Origin of the sequence: Burkholderia seminalis DSM 23518 (assembly GCF_902832885.1) — a bacterium.
Classification (GTDB): Bacteria; Pseudomonadota; Gammaproteobacteria; order Burkholderiales; family Burkholderiaceae; genus Burkholderia; species Burkholderia seminalis.
This window is the reverse complement of the sequence record NZ_CADFDK010000026.1, coordinates 1-24651: the sequence shown is the minus strand read 5'-3', so window position 1 is coordinate 24651 and position 24651 is coordinate 1. Positions and strand designations below refer to the sequence as shown.

At 65.5% G+C, this 24651-nt stretch carries 23 protein-coding genes and 1 pseudogene; 13 read left to right on the top strand and 11 right to left on the bottom strand.

All coding sequences use genetic code 11. The features are described 5' to 3' along the window. Positions 1–52: 52 nt before the first annotated feature. The 4 genes from HWX00_RS35690 to acs all read right to left on the bottom strand — a co-directional run bounded on the left by HWX00_RS35690 (position 53) and on the right by acs (position 6162). A complete protein-coding gene (locus HWX00_RS35690) occupies positions 53–1342 on the bottom strand; it encodes a tyrosine-type recombinase/integrase (protein WP_175029207.1) in 1290 nt (429 codons plus the stop codon). 387 nt (positions 1343–1729) lie between these two features. Then, on the bottom strand, positions 1730–3745 hold the full coding sequence (locus tag HWX00_RS35685) for a sodium:solute symporter family protein (protein ID WP_034190364.1): 2016 nt from the start codon (positions 3743–3745) through the stop codon (positions 1730–1732). A 3-nt stretch (positions 3746–3748) separates the two neighbouring features. After that, entirely contained in the window at positions 3749–4096 is a 348-nt protein-coding gene (locus HWX00_RS35680; RefSeq protein ID WP_059560139.1) for a DUF4212 domain-containing protein, read from the bottom strand. Positions 4097–4179: 83 nt separating this feature from the next. After that, positions 4180–6162, bottom strand: a complete 1983-nt coding sequence (gene acs / locus HWX00_RS35675) for an acetate--CoA ligase (RefSeq protein WP_059560137.1) — start codon at positions 6160–6162, stop codon at positions 4180–4182. A 316-nt stretch (positions 6163–6478) separates the two neighbouring features. Here acs and HWX00_RS35670 point away from each other — a divergent pair, with 316 nt between their 5' ends. From HWX00_RS35670 to HWX00_RS35630, 9 genes are all read left to right on the top strand, one after another. Beyond that, on the top strand, positions 6479–7387 hold the full coding sequence (locus HWX00_RS35670; RefSeq protein ID WP_175029206.1) for a DMT family transporter: 909 nt from the start codon (positions 6479–6481) through the stop codon (positions 7385–7387). A gap of 113 nt (positions 7388–7500) precedes the next feature. Beyond that, the gene (locus HWX00_RS35665) at positions 7501–8118 is read left to right on the top strand and encodes a TIGR00645 family protein (RefSeq protein WP_034190360.1); all 618 of its coding nucleotides are present in this window, start codon (positions 7501–7503) and stop codon (positions 8116–8118) included. Between the two features lie 34 nt (positions 8119–8152). Then, on the top strand, positions 8153–9676 hold the full coding sequence (locus HWX00_RS35660) for a fumarate hydratase (protein ID WP_006478316.1): 1524 nt from the start codon (positions 8153–8155) through the stop codon (positions 9674–9676). Between the two features lie 193 nt (positions 9677–9869). Next, complete coding sequence (gene bfr / locus HWX00_RS35655; protein ID WP_006478315.1) at positions 9870–10346, top strand: bacterioferritin; 477 nt, start codon at positions 9870–9872, stop codon at positions 10344–10346. A 28-nt stretch (positions 10347–10374) separates the two neighbouring features. Further along, a complete protein-coding gene (gene murI, locus HWX00_RS35650; protein WP_404823878.1) occupies positions 10375–11238 on the top strand; it encodes a glutamate racemase in 864 nt (287 codons plus the stop codon). A gap of 150 nt (positions 11239–11388) precedes the next feature. Next, positions 11389–11625: a (2Fe-2S)-binding protein gene (locus tag HWX00_RS35645; RefSeq protein WP_034190359.1), complete on the top strand. Its 237-nt coding sequence runs from the start codon at positions 11389–11391 to the stop codon at positions 11623–11625. A gap of 218 nt (positions 11626–11843) precedes the next feature. Next, positions 11844–12575 (top strand): energy transducer TonB, encoded by a 732-nt coding sequence (locus HWX00_RS35640; RefSeq protein ID WP_034190358.1) that lies wholly within the window; start codon positions 11844–11846, stop codon positions 12573–12575. Positions 12576–12611: 36 nt separating this feature from the next. Further along, positions 12612–13343, top strand: a complete 732-nt coding sequence (locus HWX00_RS35635; protein ID WP_034190357.1) for a MotA/TolQ/ExbB proton channel family protein — start codon at positions 12612–12614, stop codon at positions 13341–13343. Between the two features lie 13 nt (positions 13344–13356). Beyond that, on the top strand, positions 13357–13785 hold the full coding sequence (locus tag HWX00_RS35630; protein WP_006478310.1) for an ExbD/TolR family protein: 429 nt from the start codon (positions 13357–13359) through the stop codon (positions 13783–13785). A 401-nt stretch (positions 13786–14186) separates the two neighbouring features. Here HWX00_RS35630 and HWX00_RS35625 read toward each other — a convergent pair whose 3' ends face one another. Continuing rightward, positions 14187–15161: a LysR family transcriptional regulator gene (locus tag HWX00_RS35625; RefSeq protein ID WP_034190356.1), complete on the bottom strand. Its 975-nt coding sequence runs from the start codon at positions 15159–15161 to the stop codon at positions 14187–14189. A 122-nt stretch (positions 15162–15283) separates the two neighbouring features. Between HWX00_RS35625 and HWX00_RS35620 the strand changes: the two genes are divergently transcribed. The 3 genes from HWX00_RS35620 to hemP all read left to right on the top strand — a co-directional run bounded on the left by HWX00_RS35620 (position 15284) and on the right by hemP (position 17123). Further along, positions 15284–16156 carry a pirin family protein gene (locus HWX00_RS35620; RefSeq protein WP_034190355.1) on the top strand — a complete coding sequence of 291 codons (873 nt, stop codon included), beginning with the start codon at positions 15284–15286 and terminating at the stop codon, positions 16154–16156. A 100-nt stretch (positions 16157–16256) separates the two neighbouring features. Next, positions 16257–16739 (top strand): SRPBCC family protein, encoded by a 483-nt coding sequence (locus HWX00_RS35615; RefSeq protein WP_034190392.1) that lies wholly within the window; start codon positions 16257–16259, stop codon positions 16737–16739. Positions 16740–16877: 138 nt separating this feature from the next. Next, positions 16878–17123 (top strand): hemin uptake protein HemP, encoded by a 246-nt coding sequence (gene hemP, locus HWX00_RS35610; protein ID WP_034190354.1) that lies wholly within the window; start codon positions 16878–16880, stop codon positions 17121–17123. Positions 17124–17395: 272 nt separating this feature from the next. Here hemP and HWX00_RS35605 read toward each other — a convergent pair whose 3' ends face one another. The 5 genes from HWX00_RS35605 to uvrB form a co-directional block, all read right to left on the bottom strand. Beyond that, positions 17396–18793 (bottom strand): 4Fe-4S binding protein, encoded by a 1398-nt coding sequence (locus HWX00_RS35605; protein WP_034190353.1) that lies wholly within the window; start codon positions 18791–18793, stop codon positions 17396–17398. Beyond that, the gene (locus tag HWX00_RS35600) at positions 18790–19632 is read right to left on the bottom strand and encodes an FTR1 family iron permease (protein WP_034190352.1); all 843 of its coding nucleotides are present in this window, start codon (positions 19630–19632) and stop codon (positions 18790–18792) included. Before HWX00_RS35600 ends, HWX00_RS35605 begins: the two co-directional genes overlap by 4 nt. 58 nt (positions 19633–19690) lie before the next feature. Further along, a complete protein-coding gene (locus tag HWX00_RS35595; protein ID WP_175029326.1) occupies positions 19691–20023 on the bottom strand; it encodes a cupredoxin domain-containing protein in 333 nt (110 codons plus the stop codon). 55 nt (positions 20024–20078) lie between these two features. Continuing rightward, positions 20079–20630, bottom strand: coding sequence for an iron transporter (locus HWX00_RS35590; protein WP_034190350.1), 552 nt, complete (start codon positions 20628–20630; stop codon positions 20079–20081). Between the two features lie 227 nt (positions 20631–20857). After that, positions 20858–22948, bottom strand: coding sequence for an excinuclease ABC subunit UvrB (uvrB, locus tag HWX00_RS35585; protein WP_034190349.1), 2091 nt, complete (start codon positions 22946–22948; stop codon positions 20858–20860). 260 nt (positions 22949–23208) lie between these two features. Here uvrB and HWX00_RS35580 point away from each other — a divergent pair, with 260 nt between their 5' ends. After that, a complete protein-coding gene (locus HWX00_RS35580) occupies positions 23209–24408 on the top strand; it encodes an amino acid aminotransferase (protein ID WP_034190348.1) in 1200 nt (399 codons plus the stop codon). A 118-nt stretch (positions 24409–24526) separates the two neighbouring features. Here HWX00_RS35580 and HWX00_RS35575 read toward each other — a convergent pair. Then, a pseudogene (locus HWX00_RS35575) lies at positions 24527–24651 on the bottom strand (3-hydroxybutyrate dehydrogenase); the annotation flags it as partial.

The window sequence follows — 24651 nt, the reverse complement described above, 5'->3', positions numbered from 1 at the left end:
TTCCAGCACCCGCGTCGCCGCCTCCCTGATACCGTCAGGCACGGTCCTTCATCTATGCTGCTGTGCGCGCCGTACCGATCGACGCCACGGTAGACGAGGCGGCTGCTGTCGCGCAGAACTTCGCCCACTCGTTCATCAGCCGGCGGCGCTTCTCGAACAGATCGCCGCGCCGATACGCTGCTTCGACCTTGTTGCCGATTGCGTGCGCGAGTGCCATCTCGACGACTTCGCTGGCATAGCTCGTGCGCTCGGCCGCCCAGTCGCGGAACGTCGAGCGGAAACCATGCGGGACAACCGCAGCATTTTGTTGCTTCGGGTCGCGCCATATCGGCAGTTCACCGTCGCCGTTCATGCGCTTGATCACGGCAGCCAGCGTCATGTCTGAAAGCGGCTTCTCGCCCGCGGAAAAGACGAGCGGGCCGGTCTTCGCCTTGCTCAGGCGCTCGACGATCGCCGCCGCGCGTGTGGAAAGCGGGACCGAGTGCTCAACCTTCATCTTCATGCGCGCTGCGGGGATGGTCCAGACCTTCGCGTCCAGATCGAACTCTTCCCAAGTTGCGCCACGCACCTCGCCGGAACGTGCCGCCGTCAGGATTTGGAACTCGAGCGCGAGCGCTGCGAGACCTTCACGAGTACGCAGATCGACCATGAAGGCGCCGGCTTGGGTGAACGGCAATGCCGGCATGGGACGTACAGCCCGGACCTTCTCGCGGGCCGGCAGGAGCGCTTCGAGATGCCCGCGCCAGCGCGCAGGGTTATCCCCGCGGCGGAGTCCCCGAACCGTAGCCCAGTCAAGGATGTTTTCGAGGCGGCCGCGCAGGCGGCTGGCAGTCTCGGTCTTGTCCTTCCACATCGGCTCGAGGATGCGCAACACCAGCCCAGTATCGACATCCTGGATCGCCAACGCCCCGATCACCGGCGCGGCGTAGGTTTCGATCGTGTTCGTCCACTGCGATGCGTGCTTAGCGTTCTTCCAACCGGCCGAGTGCGCCTCGATGTATGCCTTTGCGCATTCCGAGAAAGTCATCGATGTGGCGGCCTTCAGCATCTCCTGGGCCTTGCGCGTGTTCTTCGCCTCCATCGGGTCGGTGCCGTCAGCGAGCAAACGGCGGCAGTCCTCGGCCTTCTTGCGCGCATCAGCCAGGGATACAGCATTGAGCGAGCCAAGCCCCATCCACTTCGATTTCCCGTGGAGCTTGTACCGAAAGACCCAGCTCTTGGTCAGAGTCGGCGACACCTGCAGGTACAGGCCGCCTCCATCGTTGTGGAAGCCCGGATCCTTCATTTTGCTGACACCCACCGGAGAAAGCTTGTGGAGCCCGCCTGCCGATTTCGTTGCCATATCCACACCTCTATCTACACCCTTTGATGCGATTCTATGCAATCAATTGGAAGTAAACAAGAGGATTTTTTGGGGGATAGCCCTGATTATTCTGGGTTTTTCTGGATACGGGATAGCTGACGACATCGAACGACACTGAATTATGGCGGACCCTCTCTCCGCCAGTATTCAAATGCCCGCGCCAGCGGGCATTTTCGTTTCCGGAGAAAAGCAAGCCGACAGTTCGGCTTGCGCGGGGGATTCGAAGGGATTCGCTTGCCAGCGAATCCGCGGCCCGCGCTCGTGTGGGCGAATCCCTCTCTGCGCCAGAATGCATGACGCCCCTGATATCCCGAGAAATCAGGAGTTTTTCATTTGGGGCGCCGGCACGCCCGGCATCCGCCCGCCTCACGGATGCCGAATGTAATCCACCAGCGCCCGCGTATACTCATCCGGCCGCTTGTCGCACAGACTCACCGCGATCGCCACCGCAAACCCCGCCGGCACGCCGAACACGCCCGAACTGATCGGCTCGATCCCGAACCACGTGCGCCCCGCGAACCCGGTCAACTGCGTGAAATACGGATACGTCGACACGATGTAGTACACGCACACCGCCAACCCCGTCACCATCCCCGCGATCGCCCCGCGCGTCGTCGTGCGCTTCCAGAACACCCCGAGCACCAGCACCGGAAAGAAGCTCGACGCCGCCAGCGAAAACGCGGCGCCGACCAGAAACAGGATCTTCCCCGTATTGAGCGACGCGACATACGACGCGAACAGCGCGACGCCGAGCAGCAGCACCTTCGAGATCGTCACGCGCCGCTGGCTCGATGCATCGGGTGCGACCATGCAGTAATACACGTCGTGCGACAGCGCGTTCGCGATCGTCAGCAGCAGCCCGTCAGCGGTCGACAGCGCGGCGGCCAGTGCACCGGCCGCGATCAGTCCCGACACGACGTACGGTAACCCCGCGATCTCCGGCGCGGCCAGCACGACCATGTCCGGCTGCATCTGGATTTCCGACCAGTGCACGATCCCGTCGCGAATCACCTCGACGACGCTGATCAGGTCCGGTTCGAAGTGATGCCATTGCGTGACCCACGCCGGCAATTCCGCGAACGGCCGCCCGACGAGGTTCGCAAGGATCTCGTACTTGATCAGCACCGCGAGCACCGGCACGCTCAGGTAGAACAGCGCGATGAAGAACAGCGTCCAGCCGACCGAGCGTCGTGCCGATGCGACCGAGGTCGTCGTGTTGTAGCGCGTCAGGATGTGCGGCAGGCTCGCGGTGCCGAGCGACAGGCACAGCAGCAGCGCGAGAAAATTGCGCTCGCGCGGCTTGCGTTCGTCGTCGCTTGCAGCCGGAAACGGCTCGTGCATCGGCACGGGCGGCTCGGCGCGCGCCAGCAGGTCGTCGCGCGCCTGCGTCCACGCGACGCGCGCCGCTGCCGGGTCGCGCGGGAAGTCCGCCAGTTCGCGCTCGCGCAGGCTGATCTCGCGCAGCGGCCCGTTATGGCGTCGCAGGTCGGCCAGCTGGTCGACCAGATGCCGGCGCGCGTCCGCATACGACGACGGCAGCCGGTCGAGTCGCGTCTGGATCTCCGCGGCCTGCCGGCGGTACGCGTCGCGTACCCGCTGCTCGTCGGACGCCTCGCGCACCTGCGCCTCGCGCGCCGCGACGCGCTCCATCAGCTTGCCGTAATTGAATTGCGGCACGGGTCCGAGCCCGTTCTTCATCGCGATCAGCGACACCGGGATCAGGATCGCGCTGATCAGGATGATGTACTGCGCGACCTGCGTCCACGTGACCGCACGCATCCCGCCGAGAAACGAGCACACGAGAATGCCGGCGAGCCCGCAGAAGATCCCGATCGCGAAATCGACGCCGATGAAGCGCGTCGCGATCAGGCCGATCCCCTGGATCTGCGCGACCAGATACACGAACGAACACAGGATCGCCGCGCCGGCCGCGAGCGCGCGCACGGCCGTGCTCGAGAAGCGCGTGCCGAGAAAATCGGGAATCGTGTAGCGCGCGAGCTTGCGCACATACGGCGCGAGCAGGAACGCGACGAGGCAGAAGCCGCCTGTCCAGCCCATCATGTACGCGAGCGCGTCGTAGCCGGTCGCGTAGAGCGAGCCGGCCAGGCCGATGAACGACGCGGCCGACAGCCAGTCGGCCGCCGTCGCCATCCCGTTGAACGCGGACGGCACGCGCCGCCCGGCCACGTAGTACTCGACGAGATCGGACGTGCGCGACAGCAGCCCGATCACCGCATACACGGCGATCGGCACGAACAGGAACACATAGCCGATCCAGACGCCCGAACCGGTCGCGCGCTCGATCCGCCACATCAGCAGCACGAACCCGAGAAACCCCAGCGTATAGAGCGCGTATGCGCGGATCAGTCGATGCGTCAGCATGGGTCAGCGCCCGCCGCCGTTCGCGATGCCGGAGCGCGCCGCATGATCGTCGTACGCGCGGCGCAGCGTGCGGTCCGCGCGCTGCATCAGCCCGATGTAGACGACGATCAGCACGAGGTACACGAGAATCGCGCCCTGCGCGCCGACATAGAACGGCAGGCTGAAGCCGGCGAAACGGACCGCGGCGAGCGCGGGCCCGAAGAACGGCACGATGAACGACACCGCGAAACCGATCGCCATCAGCACCGCGATCAGCGCGACGTTGAAGCGCCAGTAGCGCGCGTGGGCACGCGCGAGCGGCTCGGGAACGGGCGGTGGCGCCGCAGGCGCCGAACGGGTCGGAACAGTCATGCCGTTATGTAGCAAAAAGCCCCTGCGCGGGCAATCGGGATTGCCGCGCAGGGGCTCGTGCGCGAGACGCGCAGCCGGTACGATCAGCGCACTTCGGCGAGCTGCTCGAGGATGGCCGGATTCTCGAGCGTGGACGTATCCTGCGTGATCGCCTCGCCCTTCGCGAGCGAGCGCAGCAGGCGCCGCATGATCTTGCCCGAACGCGTCTTCGGCAGGTTGTCGCCGAAGCGGATGTCCTTCGGCTTCGCGATCGGCCCGATCTGCTTGCCGACCCAGTCGCGCAGCGTCTTCGCGAGCGCCGCGGCTTCGTCGCCTTCCGGACGCGCACGCTTGAGCACGACGAACGCGACGACCGCCTCGCCCGTCGTGTCGTCCGGGCGGCCGACCACGGCGGCCTCGGCCACGAGCTCGTGCGAGACCAGCGCCGATTCGATCTCCATCGTGCCGAGCCGGTGACCCGACACGTTCAGCACGTCGTCGATCCGGCCCATGATCGTGAAGTAGCCGGTGTCCTTGTCGCGCACGGTGCCGTCGCCGGCAAGGTACAACGTGCCGCCGAGTTCTTCCGGGTAGTAGCTCTTCTTGAAGCGTTCCGGGTCGCCCCAGATCGTGCGGATCATCGCGGGCCACGGGCGCTTGACGACGAGGATGCCGCCCTGCCCGTTCGGCACGTCCTGGCCCGTCTCGTCGACCACCGCGGCCATGATGCCCGGCAGCGGCAGCGTGCACGAACCGGGCACGGTCGGCGTCGCGCCCGGCAGCGGCGTGATCATGTGGCCGCCGGTTTCGGTTTGCCACCACGTATCGACGATCGGGCAGCGCTCCTGGCCGACGTGCTTGTGATACCACATCCACGCTTCCGGATTGATCGGCTCGCCGACCGTGCCGATGATGCGCAGGCTCGACAGGTCGTAGCTCTTCGGATGCACCTTGTCGTCGGCTTCGGCCGCCTTGATCAGCGAACGGATCGCGGTCGGCGCGGTGTAGAACACGGTGACCTTGTGATCGCCGATCATCTTCCAGAAGCGGCCGGCGTCCGGGTAGGTCGGCACGCCTTCGAACACGACCTGCGTGCCGCCGCATGCGAGCGGGCCGTACGTGATGTACGTGTGGCCCGTGACCCAGCCGATGTCGGCCGTGCACCAGAACACGTCGGTCGGTTTCCAGTCGAAGGTCCACTTCATCGTTTGCGCGGCCCACAGCAGGTAGCCGCCCGTGCTGTGCTGCACGCCCTTCGGCTTGCCGGTCGAGCCCGACGTATACAGGATGAACAGCGGGTGCTCGGCGCCGACCCATTCCGGCTCGCAGGTGTCGGACTCGCCGTCGGTCAGTTCGTGCATCCACAGGTCGCGGCCGGCATGCCAGTCGATCTTGCCGCCGGTGCGGCGATAGACGATCACGCTCTTCACCGCTTCGCAGCCGCCCAGCGCGAGCGCCTCGTCGGCAATGCTCTTGAGCGGCAGCGTCTTGCCGCCGCGCGCCTGCTCGTCGGCCGTGATCAGCGCGACCGCGCCGACGTCGACGAGCCGCTCGTTCAGCGATTTCGCGGAGAAGCCGCCGAACACGACCGAGTGCGTCGCGCCGATGCGCGCGCACGCCTGCATCGCGACGATGCCTTCGATCGACATCGGAATGTAGATGACGACGCGGTCGCCCTTGCCGATCCCGCGTTTCTTCAGCGCATTCGCGAAGCGCGACACGCGCGCCAGCAGATCCGCATAGGTGACGCGCGTGACGGTGCCGTCGTCGGCCTCGAAGATCACCGCGACGCGCTCGCCGTTGCCGGCTTCGACGTGACGGTCGAGACAGTTGTACGACGCGTTCAGCTCGCCGTCGTCGAACCACTTGTAGAACGGCGCATTGCTCTCGTCGAGCACCTTCGAGAACGGCTTGTGCCACGTGAGGCCCTCGCGCGCGAGACGCGCCCAGAAGCCTTCGTAATCCTGCTCGGCCTCGGCGGCGAGCGCGCGATAGGCCGGCATGCCGGAAATGGTCGCCGCCTTCTCGAGCGCCGCGGGCGGCGGGAACTGACGGGTTTCGTGAAGAACCGATTCAATCGCAGACATCGACTACCCCTTGGTGAACATGAATCCTCTGGCGGCGCGATCGTGCGCGCCGCACGTGTCTTGGCCGGCGCATGCGCGCCGCTGTCTCCTACCCACCCGCACGCGGCCACGAAGGCCGCGCACGATGCTGCACCGCACCACATCACGCGAACGTGAACGGGCGGCCCGACGGTTTCCACGATAAGCGCCCGAACTTACCCGTCACTTACGCGGCATGGCCGTTTCGCACACCGGGCGGCACCGCATGACGGTCGGCTTTACGCTGTTACAACCGCGACCCTACAATCCTAACTGAACTCGCCTTCCGGATTCCAGCTTGAATCGCTACGCCCTCTTCCTCATCCTGTCGATGCTGTTCGTCGGCAGCAACGTCGGTATCGGTAAATCCATCGTCGCATTCGTTCCCGTCGCGATCCTCGCCACGCTGCGCTTCGTGATCGCGATCGCCGTCCTGTGGCCGCTGTTCAGCCCCGTGAAGATGCGCGCGGTCAAGCGCAGCGAATGGCTGAACCTGTTCCTGCAGGCGTTCTTCGGCACCTTCATGTTTACGCTGCTGATGCTCAACGGCGTGCAGCGCACGAGCGCGGTCGCGGCCGGCGTGATCACGAGCACGATCCCGGCGATCGTCGCGCTGTTCGCATGGCTGATCCTGCGTGAAAAACCGAACGGCCGTGCGCTCTTGTCGATCGCGCTCGCGATCGCCGGCGTCGTCACGATCAACCTCGCCAACGGCGGCGCGGCCGGGCATGACGGCCACGGCGACGCGTCCGGCTCGCTGACCGGCAACCTGCTGATCCTCGGCGCCGTGTGCTGCGAATCGATCTACGTGATCCTGTCGCGCCGGCTCACGCAGACGCTCGCGCCGATCGACATCTGCGCGTACACGCACCTGTTCGGCCTGTTCCTGATGCTGCCGCTCGGCGCGACCGCGCTGTGGCATTTCGATTACGCGAGCGTGCCGGCCGGCACCTGGGCGCTCGTCGTCTGGTATGGCCTGTCGGCCAGCATCTTCTCGTTCTGGCTGTGGATGAAAGGCATCCGGCACGTGCCGGGCAGCCTCGCCGGCGTGTTCAGCGCGGTGCTGCCGATCGCCGCGGCCGCATACGGCATCGCGTTCCTCGGCGAGCGCCCGACGCTCGCGCACGGCGTTGCGCTCGCCTGCGTGGTCACCGGCATCGTGCTCGCGAGCCTGCGCGTGAAACGCGTGCCGGCCGCCGCGTCCTGATCCGTCCCCGGCACACCCGGCGCGTCGCTGCAGTCGCGCCGGCCGACGCGTTACAATAGCGCGCCTTTTCAAGATTACCCCCGATACCTGCGCACCGCGCCCGTACCTCCATCATGTCCGCCCCGCATTCGCCCGGCCACCCGGCCCGCCGCCCGCTTCGCCCGCTTCCCGCGCTGATTTTCATGAGCCGCTGGCTCCAGGTTCCGCTTTACCTCGGCCTGATCGTCGCGCAGGCCGTCTACGTGTTCCTGTTCCTGAAGGAAGTCTGGCACCTGCTGTCGCATGCGGCCGGTCTCGACGAGATCAGCGTGATGCTCGCGGTGCTCGGCCTGATCGACGTGGTGATGATCTCGAACCTGCTGATCATGGTGATCGTCGGCGGATACGAAACGTTCGTGTCGCGCCTCGGCATCGAGGGCCACCCCGACGAACCCGAATGGCTCGACCACGTGAACGCGGGCGTGCTGAAGGTCAAGCTGTCGATGGCGCTGATCAGCATTTCGTCGATCCACCTGCTGAAGACCTTCATCAACCCCGACCAGCACACGACGCACGCGATCATGTGGCAGGTGATCATCCACGTGTCGTTCCTCGTGTCGGCGCTCGTGATGGCGTGGGTCGACCGCCTGACGACGCACACGCACCCGGCCCATTTCCACGAGACGCACGCGCCGCACGCGAGCGCCGTGCCCGCGTCCCGCAAGCCGGCCGAAGCAGCCGCCAACGCATAAACGCATTCCCCACTGTCCCCACAGAGTCTCAGCCATGACCGTCATCAAACAGGAAGACCTGATCCAGAGCATCGCGGATTCGCTGCAGTACATCAGCTACTACCACCCGCTCGACTACATCCAGGCCCTCGGCCGCGCGTACGAGCTGGAAGAGAGCCCGGCCGCGAAGGATGCGATCGCGCAGATCCTCACGAACAGCCGCATGTGCGCGGAAGGCAAGCGCCCGATCTGCCAAGACACCGGCATCGTCACGATCTTCGTGAAGGTCGGCATGGACGTGCGCTGGGACGGCGCGACGATGGGCCTCACCGACATGATCAACGAAGGCGTGCGCCGCGGTTACACGCACCCGGACAACGTGCTGCGCGCGTCGATCGTCAATCCGCCGGAAGGCGCCCGCAAGAACACGAAGGACAACACGCCGGCCGTGATCCACTACGAGATCGTGCCGGGCGACAAGGTCGACGTGCAGGTCGCGGCGAAGGGCGGCGGCTCGGAGAACAAGTCGAAGTTCGTGATGCTCAATCCGTCCGATTCGATCGTCGACTGGGTGCTGAAGACGGTCCCGACGATGGGCGCGGGCTGGTGCCCGCCGGGCATGCTCGGGATCGGCATCGGCGGCACGGCCGAGAAGGCGATGCTGATGGCGAAGGAATCGCTGATGGAGCCGATCGACATCCAGGAAATCATCGCGCGCGGCCCGAAGGACTGGGTCGAGGAACTGCGCGTCGAACTGCACGAGAAGGTCAACGCGCTCGGTATCGGCGCACAGGGCCTCGGCGGTCTCGCGACCGTGCTGGACGTGAAGATCATGGCGGCACCGACGCACGCGGCCTCGAAGCCGGTCGCGCTGATCCCGAACTGCGCGGCCACGCGCCACGCGCACTTCGTGCTCGACGGGTCGGGCCCGGCCAAGCTCGAAGCGCCGTCGCTCGACGCCTGGCCGAAGGTGCAGTGGGAGCCGAACACGGAAACGAGCAAGCGCGTCGACCTGAACACGCTGACGCCGGAAGAAGTCGCGAGCTGGACGCCGGGCCAGACGCTGCTGCTGTCGGGCAAGATGCTCACCGGCCGCGACGCCGCGCACAAGCGCATCGCCGACATGCTCGCGAAGGGCGAGAAGCTGCCGGTCGACTTCACGAACCGCGTGATCTACTACGTCGGCCCGGTCGATCCGGTGCGTGACGAAGTGGTCGGCCCGGCCGGCCCGACGACGGCCACGCGCATGGACAAGTTCACCGAGACGATGCTCGCGCAGACGGGCCTGATCTCGATGGTCGGCAAGGCCGAGCGCGGCCCGGTCGCGATCGATGCGATCAAGAAGCACAAGGCTGCGTACCTGATGGCGGTCGGCGGGGCGGCCTACCTCGTGTCGAAGGCGATCCGCGGCGCGAAGGTGCTCGCGTTCGAAGACCTCGGCATGGAAGCGATCTACGAGTTCGACGTGCAGGACATGCCGGTGACGGTCGCCGTCGATTCGTCGGGCACGTCGGTGCACCAGACCGGTCCGAAGGAGTGGCAGGCGAAGATCGGCAAGATCCCGGTCGCAACCGCTTAAGGGCGATCGAACGAAAGGCCGGACGGACGTCCGGCCTTTTTGCTTCTCGTTCTCATTATTGTGTACGGCCGGTTGTTCGAGGCTGATTCTCATTACACGCAAAAGGCAGGCCAGATAAGGCTTCGAGGCTTGGCTTTTCTCGTTCGAGCGATTATCGTTCGGTTTCTGAAGCCCCACTGAACAAGGAACAGCCATGCAAGGCGACAAGAAAGTCATCGAATACCTGAACGCCCAACTGAAGAACGAACTCACGGCGATCAACCAGTACTTCCTGCATGCCCGCATGTACAAGCACTGGGGTCTCGACAAGCTCGGCAAGCACGAGTACGACGAGTCGATCGGCGAGATGAAGCACGCCGACTGGCTGATCGAGCGCGTGTTCATGCTCGACGGCCTGCCGAACCTGCAGGACCTGCACAAGCTGCTCGTCGGCGAGGAAACCGAAGAGATCCTGAAGTGCGACCTGAAACTCGAGCAGATCTCGCAGTCCACCTGCAAGGAAGCGATCGCCTACTGCGAATCGGTTCGCGACTACGTGTCGCGCGAGATCTTCGAAAAGATCCTCGACGACACCGAAGAACACATCGACTGGCTGGAAACGCAGATCGACCTGATCGGCAAGGTCGGCCTGCAGAACTACCAGCAAACGATGATGGGCTCGGCCGAGTAACCGGCCGCATCGCCACCTTGCCGTCCGCATGACGATGACGCACCAGCCAGTCGCCTCCGGGGTCCGCCCCGCCGCCCCTGTCGGCATCTTCGACTCGGGGCTCGGCGGCCTGTCGGTGCTGCGCGCCGTGCGTGCGCACCTGCCCGGGGAATCGTTCGTCTACGTCGCCGATTCGCATCACGCGCCGTATGGCCCGCGCGACGAAGCGTTCATTACCGAGCGCACGCTGGCGATCGGCGAATGGCTCGCGCGCGAAGGCGCGAAGGCGCTCGTCATCGCGTGCAACACGGCAACCGCACGCGCGATCGCGGCCATCCGCGAACGCCTGGCGATTCCGCTCGTCGGCGTCGAGCCGGGCATCAAGCCGGCCGCCGCGCTGTCCGCGACCGGCGTCGCCGGTGTCCTCGCCACGCAATCGACACTGAACAGCCCGCGCTTCCGGGCGCTGCTGGATCGCTACGGCGCCGGCCGCCGCTTCATCTGCCAGCCCGGCCACGGGCTCGTCGAGGCGATCGAACGCGGCGACACGAACTCACCCGCCCTACGTGCGTTGCTCGAGCGTTACCTGCAGCCGATGCTCGACGACGGCGCCGATACGCTGGTGCTCGGCTGCACGCACTACCCGTTCTTCACGGAAACGATTCGTGACCTTGTTGGCGATCGCCTGACGATCGTCGACACGAGCGACGCCATCGCGCGCCAGCTCTCCCGGGTGCTCGACGAACGCGGCCTGCGCGCGCCGGCCGGCACCCAGGCCGCGCCGCCCCGCTTCTGCTCGACGAGCGACGGCGTGCAACTGCGCGCCCTCGCGTCGACGCTGCTCGGCCTCGATGCGCCGGTCGAATCCGTCACCATTTCCTCGCCGAACGCGCGCGCCTGCGCGACCGCCTGACGCGGGCCCGCAGGCCCGCTCCCGCCGCAGTTCCGCCGCCCCAGCCGTTTCAAGGGTCCGATGACCTTAAAAAAAGCCGGACCCAGGCTTGTCAACGTCTGCAAAATTAATGATAATAATTCGCATTAACGTTAGCTATCGCAACTCATCATGATCGTCTGCGTGTGCAAGTCTGTTTCCGATCGCAAGATTCGCGCGTCCCTCGCCGAGGGCGTCCACTCTTTCGATGAACTCCAGTTCGAACTCGGCGTGGCCACGTGCTGCGGCAAGTGCGAGGAGTCCGTACGCGACCTCATGGCCGAGCAAGGCGTCTGCGCAAGCCGGTGCGGTGTCGAGCATCACGCTCACCCGATCCCGGTCACGTTCTACGAACGCAAGGCAGCCTGAGCGGCGCCGAGCGTGCACATGCGGCCCAGGCCGCATTTTTTGTTTTGACCGTCAGCAAGCCACCGTCTGCGCGAGCCAGCGGCTTACCTGCCAAGGAGCCTGTCATGGAATTGCTGATCGGATTTGTGACCACCGTTTGCATCTCGCTGCTGATCTTCCGCAAGTGATGCCGATTCACCCGCCGCGCCCCGGGTGCGACATCGTTCTTTCAAGCTAACATGCAGGCTTCGCATCTCGCTCCTGCCGGCGCCATGCCGGCTGCACCACGTATGAATTCCCGAGTGATCGTCGTCGCGGTCGGTGTGCTTGCCGCACACGCGATCATGCTGACGGCCGCCTGGCTCCATCGCAACGCGCCGCCGCCGAAATCGGTCGAGGTCCAGACGATCACCGCGCAGCTCATCACGCCTGCCCCGATCGCGCAGCAGGTTGCGGCCGAATCGATCCCGCAGCCCGCGCCGCCGAAGCCCGTGCCGCGCGTGAAGCCGAAGGTCGAGCCGAAGCCGGTGCAGAAAGCGGCGAAGCCGACACCTCAACCGGTTGCGCAATCGCCGGCCCCGTCGCCCACCCCGGCGCCGGCCGCCGATCCGACGCCCGCGCCGGCCGCGCCCGCCCCCGCGGCACCGGCCGCCGCCCCCGGCCCGGCGCGCGAAACGATGCAGGTCAGCGCGCCGAAGAACGTGCCGACGCTCCAATGCAACTTCGTGAAGCCCGACTACCCGTCGATGTCGCGCCGACGCGGCGAATCGGGTACGGCCTACGTTCACTTCGTCGTCGGCGTGACCGGCAAGATCGAAAGCATCGACCTGCAGAAGAGCAGCGGCTACCCGCGCCTCGACGACGCCGCACTCGACGCGATGCGCTCGACCACCTGCCGTCCGTACATCGAGAACGGCCAGGCGATCCGCGCCGCCCGCACACAGCCCTACAGCTTCGGGCTCACCGACTAACCTGCTTCATCCGGAAGATTCAAAGGAAACAAGAAAATGCAAAGCTACGGTATCGCGCACGTCTGGGCGCAAGGTGATTTCGTCACGCGCGCCATCGCGATCACGCTGCTCGTGATGTCGGTCCTGTCGTGGATCGTGATCGTCATCAAGGGCTGGAACGTGATCCGCCTGAACCGTCTCACGAAGAATGCCGAACAGGCATTCTGGCATTCGGACAATTTCGACGACGGCATCAAGAAGCTCGGTCTCGCCGCATCGACGCCGAACGACAACCCGTTCCTCGCGCTCGCGCTGTCGGGCAAGGAAGCCGCCGACCACCACCACCAGACGCAACCGCACCTGCACGATCGCATGGACGTGTCGGACTGGGTCACGCGCTGCCTGAAGGACACGATGGACGAAGGCATCTCGCGCATGCAGAGCGGCCTCGCGATCCTCGCGTCGGTCGGCAGCACGGCACCGTTCGTCGGCCTGTTCGGCACGGTCTGGGGGATCTACCACGCGCTGCTCGCCATCGGCGCAACCGGCCAGACGTCGATCGACCAGGTCGCCGGCCCGGTCGGCGAATCGCTGATCATGACGGCCTTCGGCCTGTTCGTCGCGATCCCGGCCGTGCTCGGCTACAACGCGCTGACGCGCGCGAACAAGGGTGTCGTCAGCAAGCTGCGCCGCTTCGCGCACGGCCTGCACGCGTACTTCGTGACGGGCGCGAAGCTCGCATCGTCGTCGACGCGCGACGGCCTGCGTCTCGCGACGCGCGCCAGCTGAGACGAGGTGAACCATGGCCATGAACACCGGTTTCAGCGACGATGACGACGATGCAGTGATGAGCGAGATCAACATGACGCCGCTCGTCGACGTCATGCTCGTACTCCTGATCATTTTCCTCGTGACGATCCCGGCGATGCAGCATGCGGTGAAGATCGACCTGCCGCACGCCAGCAGCCAGCCCGTCGACGAAAAACCGCAGACGGTCGACGTAGCGATCCAGGGCGACGGCACGATCCTGTGGGACGACCACACGGTCACGCGCGAACAGTTGCAGGCTCGCATCGCGGAAGCCGCGAAACGCACGCCGCAGCCCGAGTTGCACCTGCGTGCGGATCGCAAGGTGGCATACGAGCACGTCGCGGAAGTGATGTCGGATGCGCAGGCCGGCGGCCTGACGAAGCTCGGCTTCGTCACGGAGCCCGGCGCGAAAGCGAAGTAACACGCGCCCGTCTCGCGATAACGCATCGCAGGCACCTCGCCGGCCGCACCTAGCCGGCCACACCTAGCCGGCCGCCCACAAAGTAAAAGGCCTTCATCGCCAGATGAAGGCCTTTTTTCATGCGCACGCGGGCGCCTTCGGGCGGCGGGCTCTTCGGCGGTATCGGTTACGCCTCGAGCAACGCAAATGCGACTCTGCCGTGGTCTGCACGGACTGCGCGTTCTGCCCTATCTGGCTCACAATATATGCGGCCACCTGATTTCGCTCAGAACTTCCTTCACGAAATGGGATTTCAATATAGGCCCGCACGCGCACGCATTCAAGGTTCCGGCGATTGAAACTTGCGATTGCAGGCGACGCTTCAATGACAAAACAAATTTGCGTCGTCGTGCACGCTGTGTTCAGGTCGCCGAAACATCGGCCGCTGCTTCCTTCTTCGCGCGCTCGGGGCAGCCGGGCTCCTTGTACGCGCCATGATCGAGCTTCTCGACCAGGTAGTCGACGAACGCGCGCACCGCGGGCGGCATCCCCTGCCGCGACACGAACACCGCATACAGTTGCGGCACCGGCAGCGTCCAGCCCGGCATCACGGGTGACAGCTGCCCCGCACGCAGCGCGTTGCCGTACATCATCTCCGGCAGCGCCGCGATGCCGAGGCCGTCGAGCACGGCCTCGCGGATCGTCATCAGGTCGGCCGTCACGAGCCGCGGGTCATGCTCGTGCACGTGACGCGTGCCGTCCGGCGCGATCAGGTTGAACACGTGCCGCCCGTCGACGCTCGGCGTATCGAGCGTCTCGAAACCGGTCAGGTCGTCCGGCACCAGCGGCGGCGCATTCTGGCTCAGCAGGCTCGGCGCGCCGACCAGCATCTGTTCCGTGCGCCACAGCGGCCGCACGACGATGTTGGCGTTCTGCGGCGGTTCCGAGCGTACGCGCAGCGCGACGTCGATCGAATCCTCGAACAGGTCGATCACGCGATTCGTCACGCGGACGTGCACCTTCACCTCGGGATAGCGGCGCAGGAATTCGGGCAGGATGCGCGACAGCATCGTCTGCGACAGCGTGACGGGCACGCTGACCCGCACCGAACCGCGCGGCGACGCGCGCAACTGCTGCACCGCGTTCATCGCGGCCTGCGCTTCGGCCAGCATCGCCTGGCAATGCTGGTAGAACAGCTCGCCCGCCTCGGTCAGCGCGAGCTTGCGCGTCGAGCGCTGCAGCAGGCGCACGCCGAGCGCCGCCTCGAGTTCGGTCAGGCGCCGCGACAGGCGCGATTTCGAGATGCCCAGCACGCGCTCCGCGGCCGAGAAACCGCCATGTTCGACGACCTGGGAAAAGTACATCAGGTCGTTCAGGTTATGTGCATCGATATTCATCTCATCGTTCCAATTTCAGAACAATCCATTGCGAACCACCGCAAATCGAACGGTAAAGCGCCCAATATAATAGCGCTATGTTTCAGAAATGACGCTATTCCGATGATCTCGAGGGCTTCCTCATGACGACCGCTCGCTCGCTTGACCGTACCTACCCCGCGCTTCGCACCACCGAAGGCGGCGGGTTCGTGGTTCACCGTCCGTTCCCGACCCGATTGCTGATGGACTTCGATCCGTTCCTGCTGCTCGATGAAATGGGCCCCGTCGACTACGGCCCCGGCGAAGCCGTGGGCGCGCCCGACCATCCGCATCGCGGCTTCGAAACCGTGACGTATGCGCTCGACGGCCGCTTCCGCCATCGCGACTCGTCCGGCCACGCCGGCACGCTCGGCCCCGGCGACGTCCAATGGATGACGGCCGGCGCCGGCGTCGTGCACAGCGAGATGCCCGATCCCGCGTTCGCACAGGCGGGCGGCCGCTCGCACGGCTTCCAGCTGTGGGTCAACCTGCCGCGCCGCGACAAGATGATCGCGCCGCGCTACCAGGAGATCCCGGCCGACCGCATCCCGACCGCGACATCGCCGGACGGCCGCGTGCACGTACGCGTGATCGCCGGCGAAGCGTTCGGCGTCCAGGCGGCGATCGAGACGCGCACGCCGATCCTCTACCAGCATTTCACGCTGGAGCCCGGCGCAACGGTCACGCAGCCCGTGCCGGCCGGTTATCGCGTGTTCGCCTATCCGATCGACGGAACGGGGCTCTACGGGCCCGACAGGCAGGCTGTCGACGCCCGGCACATGATCGTCTACGGCGACGACGGCGACACGGTCGCGTTCGCCGCCGGCGACACGCCGCTCGACCTGCTGCTGATCGGCGGCGTGCCACTCAACGAGCCGATCGTCCGCTACGGCCCGTTCGTGATGAATACGGAGGAAGAGATCCGGCAAGCCGTCGTCGACTACCAGACGGGCCGCATGGGCCGCATCGACGCATGACACCCGATCGGGGCGGCAGGGGCCGCGAAACCGGTGGTTTTGCGTCACAATAACTTCTTGAACCATGTGGCTGCCCGCCACCCAGAAGGAACCCGCCCCCTTGAACTTCGAACACCTGATCCAGATCAATTCCGACGATCCGGCCGTGCCGACCCTCACCCGCGACCAGCTCTGGGAGGGCCTCGTGCTGCGCGCCGAACAGCCGCAACTGTTCGTACTCGGCCTCGACAGCTGCGTCGTCCTCGAACGGACGGACACGACGCTCGAACGTGAGTTGCACTACGGCCATGCGACCGTGCGCGATCACGTCACGTTCACGCCGAACCAGCAGGTTCGCTACGACATCCGCGCGGCCGATGGCGAGATCGGCGGCTCGCTGACGATGACGATCGAGGAACGCGACGACCACGCGCTGTTCCTGCGTTTCGAGTACCGCACCACGCTGACCGTCACCGACGACAGCGAAGATGCGCGGCAGACGCACGGGATCGTCAAGGAGGCCTACCGCACGTCGGACATCGACACGGTGCGCCTGATCCGCGAATACGCGCAGGGCCGCAAGGACCCCGATCCGCTGCACTGACCGCGGCGGCGGCCTGCGGGCCGCCTTTTGATTCAAGCTATCAAGTCTGATGTTTCGATCGATAAAGAGTTTTTGTAAATGGGAATAGTTATCATTTAGAATTCATTCCATCGTATCGACAGTCACCGATCAAACCGAATGACCGACACCATGCGCCCGACCACGCTGACCCTGCGCCGCACGACCGGCACCGCGGCCAGCAGCCGCCAGAAGACGGCAGCGGTCACCACGCCGGCGAAACCGGCCGGCAACCGCGACACAGGCACGCGGGTCGTAAATAGCGACGCGCTATTGCAGGGCCACAGCCACATCAGCATCGCGCACAACGGAGAGACGTATCAGTTGCGTGCCACGCGGCTCGGCAAACTGATCCTGACGAAGTAAGACAGAGTATTGTGGGGACCACCTCCCTGAGAGGTGTTGGGCAGTAGCCAGCGTAACGGCTTGCACGCGAGATCTAGACCCCTTCGTGCAAACACACTCAAGCAGCCGTTGCAGCAAGCCAAGCCACTTTTTTTGGTTCTCGCACAAGGGTGAAAAAAAGCGGCACGTCGAAGGACGTGCCGCTTTTTTGTTAGCGCGGTCGATGCAGAAGGCATGCTGTCCACCTGCGTCGATACGCTGATGCATGCCGCCGAAGCCGCATGCAAAACCCGTCAGAAACCCCAGAACATCAGCCACCACGCACTGTCGACGACCGCCAACCCGACGGCGAACCACGCGAATGCCGCGAGCCGGCGCGGCCACGCCGCATAGCGCCCCGTCACTTTCCATGCGAGCCACGCGCTCCATGCATTGGCGCCGACCAGGATCGCGATGCGCACGTCGGTCGCCCACCCGAGCGGCACATGCTCGGCGCGCAACAGCGACAGCGTCGTGGCCGACAGGCCGAGGAACACGCCCGCTCCCGCGATCGGGATCAGTGCCTGCGCGAGATGATGCAGCCGCACGCGATCGAAGCGGCCGAGCATCAGCGTGGCGCCGCCCAGCAATATCAGCAGCGCCGTGCCGTACACGAGCCCCGTGCCGACGATGTAGCTGACGATCAGCCCGCCGTCGAGCCAGGAGAACACGTCGTTGCGATCCGGATAGTGCGTGAGCAGGAACCACGGCGCATTCGTTTCGAGCGGCCACGTGATGTCACGGTCGATCAGCCAGCCCGCGAGCCATTGCTTGATCTGCACGAACCACGGGCTGACGGTCCAGTGGAACGCGCCGATCGCGACACCGAGCAGGCCGTACAGGATCAGTGCGGTGTCCCACGCGCTCGCCTGCTGCGCACCGAGGTTCACGACCTCGTCGGACGGCGAGCGCAACGACAGCGAGATCGCGTCGCGATGCCCGCTGCAGCGGCCGCACATATGGCACGCCGCCGCCCCCTTCATGCTGCGCAACGGCACGAGCGGCGCGCAGTTGATCGGAATCACGCGATGGCCGTGCTCGCCGTTCTTGTACGATCGGCGCCATGCATCCTCGTCGACCTTGTAGCGCATCGGCGCGAGCCGCGCGAGCAGCCCGAACACGCCGTTCACCGGGCACAGGTACTTGCACCACACGCGCTTCTCGCGGCCATACAGCAAGCCGATCACGATCGCGCCGACGGTCGAGCCGCCGAGCACGAACAGCACCGCGAGCGGGTACTGGTACACGCTCACCATCTGCCCGTAGATCGTCGTGATCCCGAACGCGACGAACGGCCAGCCGCCCCACCGGATCCAGCGCGGAATCGGGCCGCCGCGACCGAACTTGCTCGCGTATTCGGTGAGCGCGCCTTCCGGGCACAGCACGCCGCACCACACGCGGCCGAGCATCACCATCGACAGCAGCACGAACGGCCACCAGATGCCCCAGAACGCGAACTGCGCGATCAGCGTGAGATTGCTCCACAGATGCGCGGAATCGTCCGGCAGCGGCAACACCGCCGGGACGATGATCAGGAACGCGTAGACCGCGACGACGATCCACTGGATGCCGCGGATCAGCGCGCCGTGGCGCTGCATCCACTGGCCGGCCTGTGCGAGCCAGCCCGGCTTGACTGCGGCGACCACGCTCATGCCGCGCGGCCCGCGGCGACGGCCGGACGGCGGCTCGCGCGCTTCATCAGCAGCCAGACGACGGCCCAGTACACCGCATAGGCGACCAGGTTGGTCAGTGCCGGGTGCGCACGATAGCCGGTCAGCGTCGCGACGAGCGAGCCGAACGTGCCCGAGTCATCGAGGATCGCGGACGTATCCCACACCTGCGAGATGCCGAGCGGCAGGATTTCCTTGTCGATCAGCTTGTCGACACCCGTCTGGAACAGGCCCGCGCCGAGGAACAGCAGCATCACTTCGGTGACACGGAAGAAATGCCGCCACGAGAAGTACTTGCCGCCGAGCTGCAGCAGGTAGAACGTGAAGAACGCTAGGCCGAGACCGATCAGGACCGCGAGCATCTGGTTGCCGTCGACGTGACCCGACTGGCCGAAACCGAGACCGTACAGGAAGATCACGGTCTCGCTGCCTTCACGCGCGATCGCGAGTGCGACCAGCACGGCGACGCCCCACCAGTTCGAATCGCGCGTGCTCTGCTGCAGCGATTGCTCCATGTCGCGCTTCAGCGTGCGGCCGTGCCGGCGCATCCACAGCACCATCTGCACGATCAGCACGCACGCGATCAGCACCATCGCGGTCTGGAAGTAGTCCTGCGCGTCGCCGGACAGCACTTCGGTGAAACCGACCAGCGCGGCGCCGAGGCCGACGGCCATCAGCAAGCCGACGCCGACGCCAGCCCACAGGAAAGGCAGGCCGCGGCGCGCGTCGTCGTCGCCGTTTTTCAGCCATGCATAGAGAATGCCGACGACGAGCAGCGCTTCGACGCTCTCCCGCCAGACGATGAACAAGATCTGACCCATCGATACCTCCTGACGCGCGGGGCAAGGGACTCGTACGCCCGCACGCAGATAAAACGCGTTACTTCGCGACGATCACGCCCTGTGCCTGCTGGTGGAAATCGTCGAAAAACTTGTATTCGCCCGGCGACAGCGGAGCGACGACCACGAACGAATCGGCGCCCGGTGCAAGCACCTTCTCCTTGCGCAACTGCACGCTCTCGAATTCGGCGGCGCCCTTGCCGGTGTTCTTGATCTCGATCTTGAAACGCAGGCCGGCCGGCACCTCGATGCGGGCGGGATTCAGCTTGCCGTCCGTCATCTCGAGCTTGAACGTCGGCAGATCGGCCGCGTGTGCGGCGCCGGCAAGCCACAGCGCAGCGGCTGCGGCAACGATTTTCTGGGGAATTTTCATTCTGGGTTCTCTACGCCGACGGCGCGCCGAAGCGCGCCGTTCGTGATGCTGCCGATCAGTAACCGCCCTTCTTGCCGATACCGGCGAACGGGAAGTCGTACTCGAGCGTGATGGGCTTGAACCAAGCACCCACGCCCGTTTCCTTGTCGACGTGGCGGCCGAATGCCATGTGGCCCGACTGCATCGGCGGCTTGACGACCATCGTCAGGTGATACTTGCCGGGGCCGTTCAGCTTCACGTTGTCGCCATAGTGCGGGCCGTCGCTCGCGACCATGCCCATCAGGTCGCCTTCAGCCTTCCACTTCGTGTCGCCCTGCTTCGTCAGCTTGTACGTGACCTGCAGGTACGGCATCCAGTCGCCCTCCGCGAAACCCGTCGGGTTGTTCTTGACCGCATGGATGTCGGCCTCGAGGTGGATGTCGGAATCCGACGCCTTGCGCATCATCCCTTCCGGGTCCATCGTGATCGGCTGCAGGTACACCGCGCCGATTTCCATGCCGCCCTGGATCTGCTGCTTGCCGATCGGATATTCGGCAGCCGAGGCCGACATCGCGGCAAGCGCCGCCGCTACCGCAACCGTCGTGCGGATGAACGAAGAACCCAACATGGACACTCCTTGTTATTTGTCTGACTATCTTGACGACACCCGGGCCGCCGCCGGGGCCGCCCGCTGGAAACACTAACGCGACGAAGAACGTTAATGCGAACAATTCTCAATCATGGCGAAGTTTAGCACCGAACCCGATTCGGAACAAACGAAGAGCCACGTAAACCCCTGATCCGACAAGGCTTACAGGCGCTTTACCGCAAGGTTTCGGTGACGCTTGGAAAGAGTTACCGGCCGCCGCTGATGTGGTCGCCGACGTTCGCGCCGAACACGCGCTCGCGCAGCACGGCAAGCTGGTCGCGCGTCGCGGCGGCCTTCTCGAATTCGAGGTTCTTCGCGTAATCGGCCATCTGCTTCTCGAGACGCTTGATTTCCTTCGCGAGTTGCTTTTCCGACATGTCCTCGAATTTCGCGCGCTGCTGCGCTTCTTTCAGCTCCGCACGCGCGTCGTCGGCGTTGTAGACGCCATCGATGATGTCCTTGATGCGCTTCACGACGCCGCGCGGCGTGATGCCCATCTTTTCGTTGTAGGCCATCTGCTTCGCGCGGCGCCGCTCGGTCTCGCCGATCGCGCGCGTCATCGAATCGGTCATGTTGTCCGCATAGAGAATCGCCTTGCCGTTCACGTTCCGCGCGGCACGGCCGATCGTCTGGATCAGCGAGCGCTCGGCGCGCAGGAAGCCTTCCTTGTCCGCGTCGAGGATCGCGACGAGCGACACTTCCGGAATGTCGAGGCCCTCGCGCAGCAGGTTGATCCCGACCAGCACGTCGAACGTGCCGAGCCGCAGGTCCCGGATGATCTCGACGCGCTCGACCGTGTCGATGTCGCTGTGCAGGTAGCGCACCTTGACGCCGTGGTCGGCCAGGAATTCCGTGAGCTGCTCGGCCATGCGCTTCGTCAGCACGGTGATCAGCACACGCTCGCCGGCCTTCACGCGCGCGTTGATCTCGGTCAGCACGTCGTCGACCTGCGTGCTCGCGGGCCGCACCTCGATTTCCGGATCGACGAGGCCCGTCGGCCGCACGACCTGCTCGGCGATCTGCCCCGTCACGCGCTTCTCGTAGTCGGCCGGCGTGGCCGACACGAACACGACCTGGCGCATCTTGCGCTCGAACTCGGGGAACTTCAGCGGCCGGTTGTCGAGCGCCGACGGCAGGCGGAACCCGTAATTGACGAGGTTTTCCTTGCGCGCGCGGTCGCCGTTGTACATCCCGTTCAACTGGCCGATCAGCACGTGCGATTCGTCGAGCAGCATCAGCGCATCGGGCGGCAGGTAGTCGACGAGCGTCGGCGGCGGGTCGCCGGGCGCCGCTCCCGAGAAATGCCGCGAGTAGTTCTCGATACCCTTGCAGAAGCCGAGCTCCTGCAGCATCTCGAGATCGAAGCGCGTGCGCTGCTCGAGACGCTGCGCCTCGACGAGCTTGCCCTCGCGATGGAAGAACTCGAGGCGTTCGCGCAATTCTTCCTTGATCGTCTCGACGGCCCGCATCACGGTGTCGCGCGGCGTCACGTAGTGCGACGACGGATACACGGTGAAGCGCGGAATCTTCTGCCGCACGCGCCCCGTCAGCGGGTCGAACAAGTGCAGCGTCTCGACCTCGTCGTCGAACAGCTCGACGCGTACGGCCATTTCCGCGTGTTCGGCCGGGAAGATGTCGATCGTGTCGCCGCGCACGCGGAACGTGCCGCGCTGGAAATCCTGCTCGTTGCGCGTGTACTGCATCGCGATCAGCCGCGCGATCACGTCGCGCTGGCCGAGCTTGTCGCCGGTGCGCAGCGTCAGGATCATCTGGTGGTATTCGGACGGGTTGCCGATACCGTAGATCGCCGACACCGTCGCGACGATCACCACGTCGCGGCGCTCCATCAGGCTCTTGGTCGCCGACAGCCGCATCTGCTCGATGTGCTCGTTGATCGACGAATCCTTCTCGATGAACAGGTCGCGCTGCGGCACATACGCCTCAGGCTGGTAGTAGTCGTAGTACGAGACGAAGTACTCGACCGCGTTGCGCGGGAAGAACTCGCGGAACTCCGCATAGAGCTGGGCCGCGAGCGTCTTGTTCGGCGCGAACACGATCGCCGGGCGGCCGAGCCGCGCGATCGTGTTGGCCATCGTGAAGGTCTTGCCCGACCCCGTCACGCCGAGCAGCGTCTGGAAGGCAAGGCCGTCGCCGACGCCTTCGACAAGCGTCTCGATCGCGGTCGGCTGGTCGCCGGCGGGCAGATACGGCTGGTACAGCTGGAACGGCGACCCTTCGAAGGTGACGAATTTGGATTCGTCGAGCGCGTCGCCGACTTCGGCATGATGTTCGGACATGGAGTGCGGCCGGAGCAAGGGCAAAGAAAGCATTCTAGCGCTTCGCGGCCGCGCGAACTGCTGTCGGCTCCTGACGCGCCACGGCCGCCCGAAATCGCGATTCGGCGGCGAATCGCGACGGATTCGCCGCCCCCGCCGGCGCGAATTCGCTACAATATCAGGCTGCTGCGCTTTCCGGCGCCGTGCCGTTGGCGCGCGGTCCGCTGCGCCCGCCCTGCCGGCTGAAAGCCTGACCCTCTTTTCACTACTGCCGAATCATCATGTCGCTCTTCTCCGCTGTCCAGCTTGCTCCCCGCGACCCGATCCTGGGCCTGAACGAAGCCTTCAACGCCGATGCGCGTCCGACCAAGGTCAACCTCGGCGTTGGCGTGTACACGAACGAAGACGGCAAGATTCCGCTGCTGCGCGCGGTTCGGGAGGCCGAGCAGGCGCGTGTCGAGGCCGGCCTGCCGCGCGGCTACCTGCCGATCGACGGGATCGCCGCCTACGATGCGGCCGTGCAGAAGCTGCTGCTCGGCAACGACTCGCCGCTGATCGCGGCGGGCCGCGTGGTCACGGCCCAGGCACTGGGCGGCACGGGCGCGTTGAAGATCGGTGCAGACTTCCTGCGCACCGTGAACCCGAACGTGAAGGTCGCGATCAGCGATCCGAGCTGGGAAAACCACCGCGCGCTGTTCGAAGCCGCCGGCTTCGAAGTCGTCGCGTACCCGTACTACGACGCGGCCACCAACGGCGTGAACTTCGAAGGCATGCTATCGGCGCTGAACGGCTACGAAGCCGGCACGGTCGTCGTGCTGCACGCGTGCTGCCACAACCCGACCGGCGTGGACCTGACCGAAGCGCAATGGCAACAGGTCGTCGACGTCGTGAAGGCGCGCAATCTCGTGCCGTTCCTCGACATGGCGTACCAGGGCTTCGGCGAGAACATCGAGGCCGATGCCGCCGCCGTGCGTCTGTTTGCCGCGGCCGACCTGAACGCATTCGTGTCGTCGTCGTTCTCGAAGTCGTTCTCGCTGTACGGCGAGCGCGTCGGCGCGCTGTCGATCATCACGTCGAGCAAGGAAGAAGCGACGCGCGTGCTGTCGCAACTGAAGCGCGTGATCCGCACGAACTACTCGAACCCGCCGACCCATGGCGGCGCCGTCGTCGCAGCCGTGCTCGCGTCGCCGGAACTGCACGCCTCGTGGGTGCAGGAACTCGGCGAGATGCGCGATCGGATCCGCGCGATGCGTAACGGTCTCGTCGAGCGCCTGAAGGCGAGCGGCGTCGATCGCGATTTCAGCTTCATCAACGCACAGCGCGGGATGTTCTCGTATTCGGGCCTGACCTCGGCGCAAGTCGATCGCCTGCGCGACGAGTTCGGCATCTATGCGGTCGGCACGGGCCGGATCTGCGTTGCCGCGCTGAACACGCGCAACCTCGACGCGGTCGCCAACGCGATTGCGGCCGTCCTGAAGTAACGCGGCACCGGGTGGCAGCCGTCAACGGCTCCGCCCTCCGACATGAAAAACGCGCTCCACGGAGCGCGTTTTTTTCTGCCGCCCTACCCGGCAGGCGGCCATGCCGCCCGCCCCCGCGTTACTGCATGAACCAGCCGTGGCTGACGACGAGCGACTGGCCCGTGAGCGCGGCGCTCGGGAACGCCGACAGGAACAGCACCGTCTGCGCGACGTCCTGCACCGTCGTGAACACGCCGTCGACCG

Excerpts from the sequence above, each read along its gene's own strand:
- acs (WP_059560137.1), bottom strand. The coding sequence starts at position 6,162 with ATGTCTGCGATTGAATCGGTTCTTCACGAAACCCGTCAGTTCCCGCCG.
- HWX00_RS35640 (WP_034190358.1), top strand. The coding sequence starts at position 11,844 with ATGCAGGCTTCGCATCTCGCTCCTGCCGGCGCCATGCCGGCTGCACCA.
- HWX00_RS35590 (WP_034190350.1), bottom strand. The coding sequence starts at position 20,630 with ATGTTGGGTTCTTCGTTCATCCGCACGACGGTTGCGGTAGCGGCGGCG.
- HWX00_RS35600 (WP_034190352.1), bottom strand. The coding sequence starts at position 19,632 with ATGGGTCAGATCTTGTTCATCGTCTGGCGGGAGAGCGTCGAAGCGCTG.
- HWX00_RS35605 (WP_034190353.1), bottom strand. The coding sequence starts at position 18,793 with ATGAGCGTGGTCGCCGCAGTCAAGCCGGGCTGGCTCGCACAGGCCGGC.
- HWX00_RS35635 (WP_034190357.1), top strand. The coding sequence starts at position 12,612 with ATGCAAAGCTACGGTATCGCGCACGTCTGGGCGCAAGGTGATTTCGTC.
- HWX00_RS35620 (WP_034190355.1), top strand. The coding sequence starts at position 15,284 with ATGACGACCGCTCGCTCGCTTGACCGTACCTACCCCGCGCTTCGCACC.
- HWX00_RS35685 (WP_034190364.1), bottom strand. The coding sequence starts at position 3,745 with ATGCTGACGCATCGACTGATCCGCGCATACGCGCTCTATACGCTGGGG.
- HWX00_RS35625 (WP_034190356.1), bottom strand. The coding sequence starts at position 15,161 with ATGAATATCGATGCACATAACCTGAACGACCTGATGTACTTTTCCCAG.
- HWX00_RS35680 (WP_059560139.1), bottom strand. The coding sequence starts at position 4,096 with ATGACTGTTCCGACCCGTTCGGCGCCTGCGGCGCCACCGCCCGTTCCC.
- hemP (WP_034190354.1), top strand. The coding sequence starts at position 16,878 with ATGACCGACACCATGCGCCCGACCACGCTGACCCTGCGCCGCACGACC.
- HWX00_RS35660 (WP_006478316.1), top strand. The coding sequence starts at position 8,153 with ATGACCGTCATCAAACAGGAAGACCTGATCCAGAGCATCGCGGATTCG.
- uvrB (WP_034190349.1), bottom strand. The coding sequence starts at position 22,948 with ATGTCCGAACATCATGCCGAAGTCGGCGACGCGCTCGACGAATCCAAA.
- HWX00_RS35690 (WP_175029207.1), bottom strand. The coding sequence starts at position 1,342 with ATGGCAACGAAATCGGCAGGCGGGCTCCACAAGCTTTCTCCGGTGGGT.
- HWX00_RS35595 (WP_175029326.1), bottom strand. The coding sequence starts at position 20,023 with ATGAAAATTCCCCAGAAAATCGTTGCCGCAGCCGCTGCGCTGTGGCTT.
- HWX00_RS35630 (WP_006478310.1), top strand. The coding sequence starts at position 13,357 with ATGGCCATGAACACCGGTTTCAGCGACGATGACGACGATGCAGTGATG.
- HWX00_RS35580 (WP_034190348.1), top strand. The coding sequence starts at position 23,209 with ATGTCGCTCTTCTCCGCTGTCCAGCTTGCTCCCCGCGACCCGATCCTG.
- HWX00_RS35645 (WP_034190359.1), top strand. The coding sequence starts at position 11,389 with ATGATCGTCTGCGTGTGCAAGTCTGTTTCCGATCGCAAGATTCGCGCG.
- HWX00_RS35665 (WP_034190360.1), top strand. The coding sequence starts at position 7,501 with ATGTCCGCCCCGCATTCGCCCGGCCACCCGGCCCGCCGCCCGCTTCGC.
- murI (WP_404823878.1), top strand. The coding sequence starts at position 10,375 with ATGACGATGACGCACCAGCCAGTCGCCTCCGGGGTCCGCCCCGCCGCC.
- bfr (WP_006478315.1), top strand. The coding sequence starts at position 9,870 with ATGCAAGGCGACAAGAAAGTCATCGAATACCTGAACGCCCAACTGAAG.